Genomic DNA, 6,569 nt, shown 5'->3' on the forward strand with positions numbered 1-6,569 from the left:
ACTGGAACGGCGGCGGCATGCACACCAGCAACGACTACGGCTTCGGCGCAGGAAATCTCCGGTAAAGACGCCGATGCCGCTCTGGGCAAAGCCTTCATCACCGTGAACAAGAACTCCGTGCCAAACGACCCACGCTCCCCGTTCGTCACCTCCGGCCTGCGCTTCGGTACTCCGGCCGTGACCACTCGCGGCTTCAAGGAAGCCGAGTGCAAGGAACTGGCTGGCTGGATCTGCGACATCCTGGCTGACCTGAACAACGAAGCGGTGATCGACGCCGTTCGCGAGAAAGTCAAAGCCATCTGCAAGAAGCTGCCGGTATACGGCGCTTAATCAGCAGACCGCTGCATGAAAAGCCCGGCCATTGCGCCGGGCTTTTTTTCGCCTGCGAATTGCCTGGTCCGGCCCTTGTAGCCGCTGCCGCAGGCTGCGACAAGGCCGAAGGCCTTCCTGCGATCTTCAGAGTGTCGCGGCCGTGCCGGCCGATCGCAGCCTTCGGCAGCGGCTACAGGACCAGCACCACTGGTCAGACCGGTCATGCCAATTTTCGGATTTCCCCTTGTATTCCCGGGAAAACCGGGCCTAGACTGCGCCTGCACTGGACATACCGGTAAGACCACAATAATTAAGTCCCGAATCCGCGGCGCGCAGCGCACGGCAGCCAGGACACCGACCAGGATTCCCCTCATGCTCAGATGGTGCTCGCGTTCGATTTTCCTCCAGGTAGTCCTCGGACTGATGCTCGGCATCGTGTGCGGACTGACACTCCCCGAATACTCCTCGCAACTCAAGCCACTGGGCGATGCCTTTATCAAGCTGATCAAGATGCTGATCGGCCTGATCGTCTTCTGTGTGGTGGTCAGTGGCATCTCCGGCGCGGGTGACCTGAAAAAGGTCGGGCGCATCGGGCTCAAATCCGTCATCTACTTCGAAGTCCTGACCACCATCGCCCTGGTGATCGGCCTGGTCTTCGCCTTCACCACCGGCATCGGCAGCGGCGCCAATATCCATCTGGAGCAACTGTCCAGCGCCGACATGGGCGACATCGCCCAGCGCGGCCAGCACATGCGCGGCACCTCCGAGTTCTTGATGGGGCTGATCCCCAACTCGGTGCTCGGCGCCTTCGCCGAAAACAATATCCTGCAGGTACTGCTGTTCTCCGTGCTGTTCGGCAGCGCGCTGAACCTGGTGGGCGAAGCCGCGTCCGGCATCTCGCGGCTGATCAACGAACTCAGCCACATCATCTTCCGCATCATGGGCATGATCGTGCGCCTGGCGCCGATCGGCGTGTTCGGCGCCATCGCCTTCACCACCAGCAAGTACGGCCTGGACTCGCTGCAGCACCTGGGCAGCCTGGTGGGCCTGTTCTACCTGACCTGCTTCGCCTTCGTGGCGATCATCCTCGGGGTGGTGATGCGCTGTTCCGGCCTGCGCATGCTGCCGTTTCTCAAGTACCTGCGCGAAGAACTGCTGATCGTCCTCGGCACCGCCTCCTCCGACGCCGTACTGCCACAGATCATGCGCAAACTGGAGCACCTGGGCATCGGCAGTTCCACGGTCGGCCTGGTCATTCCGACAGGGTATTCGTTCAACCTCGACGGTTTCTCGATCTACCTGACCCTGGCCATCGTGTTCATCGCCAACGCCACCGGCACGCCGCTGTCGATGTCCGACCTGCTGACCATCCTGCTGGTGTCGCTGATCACCTCCAAGGGCGCCCACGGGATTCCCGGTTCCGCGCTGGTGATCCTGGCGGCCACCCTGACGGCGATTCCGGCCATCCCAGTGGTGGGCCTGGTGCTGGTGCTGGCGGTGGACTGGTTCATGGGCATCGGCCGGGCGCTGACCAACCTGATCGGCAACTGCGTCGCCACCGTGGCCATTGCCCGCTGGGAAAGAGACATCGATATCCAACGGGCCAACAAAGTCCTGAGCGGCCAGCAGGGCTATAACTTCCAGCCGCGCAAGCCGATACCCGGCGCGCAGCAACAGGAGTTCTGAAGCATGCCTTGTGCCTGTCGCCGTCAGGCACAACAATCAGCGCCTGCCATGGGCCTCATCCGCTATCTCCCAGGGAGTGAACAGTGATCACCTCGTCAACGGTTGTAAATTCAGTGGTAGAAAAGCTGCGGGCGGCCTTGGCCCGTGGCCAATGGCGCTCCGGCGACATGCTGCCGGGGCAACGTGAATTGGCCGAGCAACTGGGCATCAGCCGTCCGAGCCTGCGGGAAGCGGTAACTGTTCTGGAGACCCTGGGCCTGGTGCGCTCCATGCCCGGCAAGGGCGTGCTGGTGCTGGAGGCCAGCCTCAACGAACAACCGGCCAGCGACAGCGGCGTGGCGGGCGCCAGCCTCGAGGACGTGCTGCAACTGCGCTACACCCTCGAGCCGTTCATCGTCGGTCTGGTGGCGCAATCCATCAGCAGCAAGGAAGTGGGCCAGCTGCGACTGACCCTGATGGACATGCGCGAAGCCCTGGAAGCCAATGACAGCGAAGCCGGGATGAACGCCTACATCGCCTTCCATGAAGAGCTGTTCACCCTGACGTCCAACCCGATCTTCCAGAACGTGGTGCAACAGACCAGCAACGCCCTCAAGCAGAGCGCGGACATCCTGCGCAACTCGCCGGAGCACCTGGCCGAACGCCTGGAAGAAAACGAAGCGGTGGTCCGGGCGATCCGCAACAAGAACAGCGCGCTGGCCAGTGCCGAAATGCGTCGGCACATTCTCAAGGAAGGCCAGCGCATGGGCATCGAGCTGAACATCCCGGACGACCATCTGGGCAACTGAGCCTCACCCACACCTTCGTATCGGTAACCGGACTGGAGACAGGCCATGGCCAGCTACGCCTTGAACAAACTTGCATTCCCCCTCTCCGGCGCCCTGCCACGGCGCCGCACAGGCGAGAAAAAACTGCTGGTCGACGATGTCTACCCGCAGATCTTCGATGCCATTCTCGAACAGCGCATCGCCCCCGCCAGCCGCTTCACCGAGGACAGCCTCGGCGAGGTGTTCGGGGTCAGTCGCAGCATCATTCGCCAGGTTCTGGCGCGCTTGTCTCACCAGCAGGTGATTATCCTGCGGCCCAACCACCGGCCCCAGGTGGCGGCCCCGGACCATGAGCAGACGCGGCAGATCCTGCACGCCCGACGCCTGACGGAGGTCACCCTGGTCCGGCTCGCCTGCCAGCAACCGGCGCCGCGCGACCTGAAGCGCCTGCGGGAATCGATCGCCGCTGAACGCGATTGCATCGAGCGCGGTCTGCGCGGCCCGGCGATCCGCCTGTCCGGCGAGTTCCACCTGCAATTGGCGGAAGTGGCTGGCAACGCACCGCTGGCGCATTTCCTCGGCAGCCTGGTGCCGCTAACGTCCCTGGCGATTGCCCACCACGAAACCCGCGCGTGCAGCCACTGCGCCTGGCAGGAACACGCGGCGATTGTCGATGCCATCGAAGACGCGGATGCCAAGACCGCGGTCGGCTTGATGACCGGGCATCTGGATCATCTGGAGCAAAGGTTGCTCAAGGCCAGTGCGGGGTCGAAGTAACCAGACACTGAGGCTCGCTCCTACAGGTTTCAGGAGCGAGCCTGCTGGCGATAACGCCGGGACAGACGGTCAGGAACCTACTGCCCTGCCATCCGCACGAACCCTGCGCGGATCTTCTCTTCCGGCAGATCGTCGGCAATGAACACGATCACGCTCTCCCGCGCTTCGCCTTCGGCCCATTCGGTGTCCCAGTCGAAACCGTACAACTTGAGCACCCCCTGGAACACCAGGCGCCGCGGCTCATCGGCGATGTTCAGCACGCCTTTGTAGCGCAGCAGTTGCTTGCCGTGTTCTTCCAGCAGTTCGTTCATGAACTCGCTGAGCCTGTCGATATCCAGCGGCGCGTCGGTGCGCAGCACCAGGCTGGAAATGCGATCGACGGAAGGCGCCTTGCTCACCGGACGCAGGCTGACCCCGCCGCCCAGGTCGGCATTCAGGTTGAAGCCCCGCACATCCAGCAACTCGGCCAGGTCGATCCGGCCGTGTTCGACCACCCGGATCGGCGCGCGGCGGTTGATGCGGGTCAGGCGCTCGCTCAGCGCGCTGAAGGTCGGCTCGTCCACCAGGTCGCGCTTGCTCACCAGCAGGCGGTCGGCAAAACCGATCTGCGCCTGGGCGATGGTCTGGGTCAGGTGGTGCTCGGCGTGCTTGGCGTCCACCAGGGTGATGATGCCGTCGAGGAGGTAACGCTCGCGCAGCTCTTCGTCGATGAAGAAGGTCTGGGCCACAGGCGCGGGGTCGGCCAGCCCGGTGCATTCGATCACCAGCCGGTCGAAGGCGATTTCACCGCTGTCCAGCTGCTCGAGCAGCAGGTACAGGGCCTTGGTCAGGTCGGTGTGGATGGTGCAGCAGACGCAGCCATTGGACAGCGTCATCACTTGCACCGGCTCATCGCCCAGCAACTGGGTGTCGATACCGGCATCGCTGAATTCGTTTTCGATCACGGCGATTTTCAGGCCGTGCTCGGCCTTGAGCAGGTGGCGCAGCAAGGTGGTCTTGCCGGCGCCAAGAAAACCGCTGAGGACAGTGACGGGGATTGGGACTAGCAAAACGAAATCTCCCAGGGGCAGAAAGGACTGTAGGAGCCCGGCTGGCCGGGCTCCTACAGTAGGGTGTTGCTCAATGGTCTTGCTTCAACAGCATTTCGGCCCGGACTTGCCGCCGTACCGAGCCTCCTGGCGCTCCCGAAAGAACGCCTCGTAGCTCATCACCGGCTGGTCCGGGTGCTTGGCCTGCATATGCTCGACGTAGGTGTCGTAGTCGGGCATGCCGACCATCAGGCGCGCGGCCTGACCGAGGTATTTACCGAGGCGACTCAGGTCATTGAACATGGTTGCAGTCCTCGTTACGCATCCGGCAGGGCATGGAATGGCGCTTCTTTATCCGTGCGTTCCTTGTTGCCCCAGGCGGCGATGCCCACCTTGAGCGCATAGAACAGGATGCTGAACACCACCAGCAGGAACAGCGCCGTCAGCGTGGCGTTGGTGTAGGCGTTGAAGATCACGTGCTGCATCTGCTCGATGCTCTTGGCCGGGGCCAGCACCTGGCCAGCGGCCAGGGCGTCGCTGTACTTCTTGGCCAGGGCCAGGAAACCCACCGCCGGGCTCGGGTCGAACAGCTTGATCAGGCCCGCGGTGGTGGTGCAGATCAGCAGCCAGGCCGCCGGCAGCAGGGTCACCCAGATGTAGCGCTGGCGCTTCATCTTGATCAGCACCACGGTGCCCAGCATCAGCGCGATCCCGGCCAGCATCTGGTTGGAGATGCCGAACAGCGGCCACAGGGTGTTGATGCCACCCAGCGGGTCGATCACGCCCTGGTACAGCAGGTAACCCCAGAGGGCCACGCAGCCGGCGGTGGCGATCAGGTTGGCGGTCCAGGACTCGGTGCGTTTCAGCGCCGGCACGAAGGAACCCAGCAGGTCCTGCAGCATAAAGCGCCCGGCCCGGGTACCGGCGTCCACCGCGGTGAGGATGAACAGCGCCTCGAACAAAATGGCGAAGTGGTACCAGAAGGCCATGGTGTTTTCGCCCGGCAGAACGTGGTGCAGGATCTGCGCGATGCCCACCGCCAGGGTCGGCGCGCCGCCGGCCCGGGCGAGGATGGTGGTTTCGCCGATGTCCTTGGCCACCGCTTGCAGTTGATCCGGGCTGATGACGAAGCCCCAGCTGCTGACGGTCTGCGCCACGGCCACGACGTCGCCGCCGACGATGGCCGCCGGGCTGTTCATGGCGAAGTACACGCCCGGCTCGATCACCGAGGCGGCGACCATCGCCATGATGGCCACGAAGGACTCCATCAGCATGCCGCCGTAACCGATGTAGCGGGCGTTGGTTTCGTTATCCAGCAGCTTCGGCGTGGTCCCGGACGAGATCAGCGCATGGAAGCCGGACACCGCGCCGCAGGCGATGGTGATGAACAGGAACGGGAACAGGCCGCCCTTCCACACCGGGCCGGTGCCGTCGGTGAACTGGGTCAGGGCCGGCATTTTCAGCTCGGGCATGGTGATCAGGATGCCGATCGCCAGGGCGATGATGGTGCCGATCTTGAGGAAGGTCGACAGGTAGTCCCGCGGCGCCAGGATCAGCCACACCGGCAGTACCGCGGCGACGAAACCGTAGCCGATCAGCATCCAGGTGATCTGCACGCCGGTGAAGGTGAAGGCCTTGGCCCACACCGGATCGGCGGCGATCTGCCCGCCGAGCCAGATCGAGCCCAGCAGCAGGAGCACGCCGACCAGGGAGATCTCGCCGATGCGGCCCGGGCGGATGTAGCGCATGTACACGCCCATGAACATGGCGATGGGGATGGTCGCCATCACCGTGAAGATGCCCCACGGGCTCTCGGCCAGGGCCTTGACCACGATCAGCGCCAGCACCGCGAGGATGATGATCATGATCAGGAAGCAGCCGAACAGGGCGATGGTCCCGGGGATGCGGCCCATTTCCTCACGGACCATGTCGCCCAGGGAGCGGCCGTTGCGCCGGGTGGAGAGGAACAGGACCATGAAGTCCTGCACCGCGCCGGCCA

General features: G+C 63.8%; 6 protein-coding genes and 1 pseudogene. 4 read left to right on the forward strand and 3 right to left on the reverse strand.

Annotation, left to right across the window (positions count from 1 at the left end; all coding sequences use genetic code 11):
* From ACQKQA_RS29310 to ACQKQA_RS29325, 4 genes and pseudogenes are all read left to right on the forward strand, one after another.
* Window positions 1-330, forward strand: a pseudogene (locus ACQKQA_RS29310) (hypothetical protein); the annotation flags it as partial.
* A 354-nt stretch (window positions 331-684) separates the two neighbouring features.
* On the forward strand, window positions 685-1,998 hold the full coding sequence (locus tag ACQKQA_RS29315; protein ID WP_427564672.1) for a C4-dicarboxylate transporter DctA: 1,314 nt from the start codon (window positions 685-687) through the stop codon (window positions 1,996-1,998).
* Window positions 1,999-2,081: 83 nt separating this feature from the next.
* A complete protein-coding gene (locus ACQKQA_RS29320) occupies window positions 2,082-2,786 on the forward strand; it encodes a FadR/GntR family transcriptional regulator (RefSeq protein ID WP_427564673.1) in 705 nt (234 codons plus the stop codon).
* 45 nt (window positions 2,787-2,831) lie between these two features.
* A complete protein-coding gene (locus ACQKQA_RS29325) occupies window positions 2,832-3,542 on the forward strand; it encodes a GntR family transcriptional regulator (protein ID WP_427564674.1) in 711 nt (236 codons plus the stop codon).
* A gap of 77 nt (window positions 3,543-3,619) precedes the next feature.
* Here ACQKQA_RS29325 and yjiA read toward each other — a convergent pair whose 3' ends face one another.
* The 3 genes from yjiA to ACQKQA_RS29340 form a co-directional block, all read right to left on the reverse strand.
* Window positions 3,620-4,612 carry a GTPase gene (yjiA, locus tag ACQKQA_RS29330; RefSeq protein WP_427564677.1) on the reverse strand — a complete coding sequence of 331 codons (993 nt, stop codon included), beginning with the start codon at window positions 4,610-4,612 and terminating at the stop codon, window positions 3,620-3,622.
* A 63-nt stretch (window positions 4,613-4,675) separates the two neighbouring features.
* Window positions 4,676-4,873 (reverse strand): YbdD/YjiX family protein, encoded by a 198-nt coding sequence (locus ACQKQA_RS29335; RefSeq protein ID WP_427564675.1) that lies wholly within the window; start codon window positions 4,871-4,873, stop codon window positions 4,676-4,678.
* 14 nt (window positions 4,874-4,887) lie between these two features.
* On the reverse strand, window positions 4,888-6,569 hold a 1,682-nt coding region (locus ACQKQA_RS29340), incomplete at its 5' end, for a carbon starvation CstA family protein (protein ID WP_427564676.1).

The organism is Pseudomonas sp. NPDC089530 (assembly GCF_050280705.1).
Classification (GTDB): Bacteria; Pseudomonadota; Gammaproteobacteria; order Pseudomonadales; family Pseudomonadaceae; genus Aquipseudomonas.

Coding starts and splice junctions, on each gene's coding strand:
- ACQKQA_RS29315 (WP_427564672.1), top strand. CDS start 685: ATGCTCAGATGGTGCTCGCGTTCGATTTTCCTCCAGGTAGTCCTCGGA.
- ACQKQA_RS29325 (WP_427564674.1), top strand. CDS start 2,832: ATGGCCAGCTACGCCTTGAACAAACTTGCATTCCCCCTCTCCGGCGCC.
- ACQKQA_RS29335 (WP_427564675.1), bottom strand. CDS start 4,873: ATGTTCAATGACCTGAGTCGCCTCGGTAAATACCTCGGTCAGGCCGCG.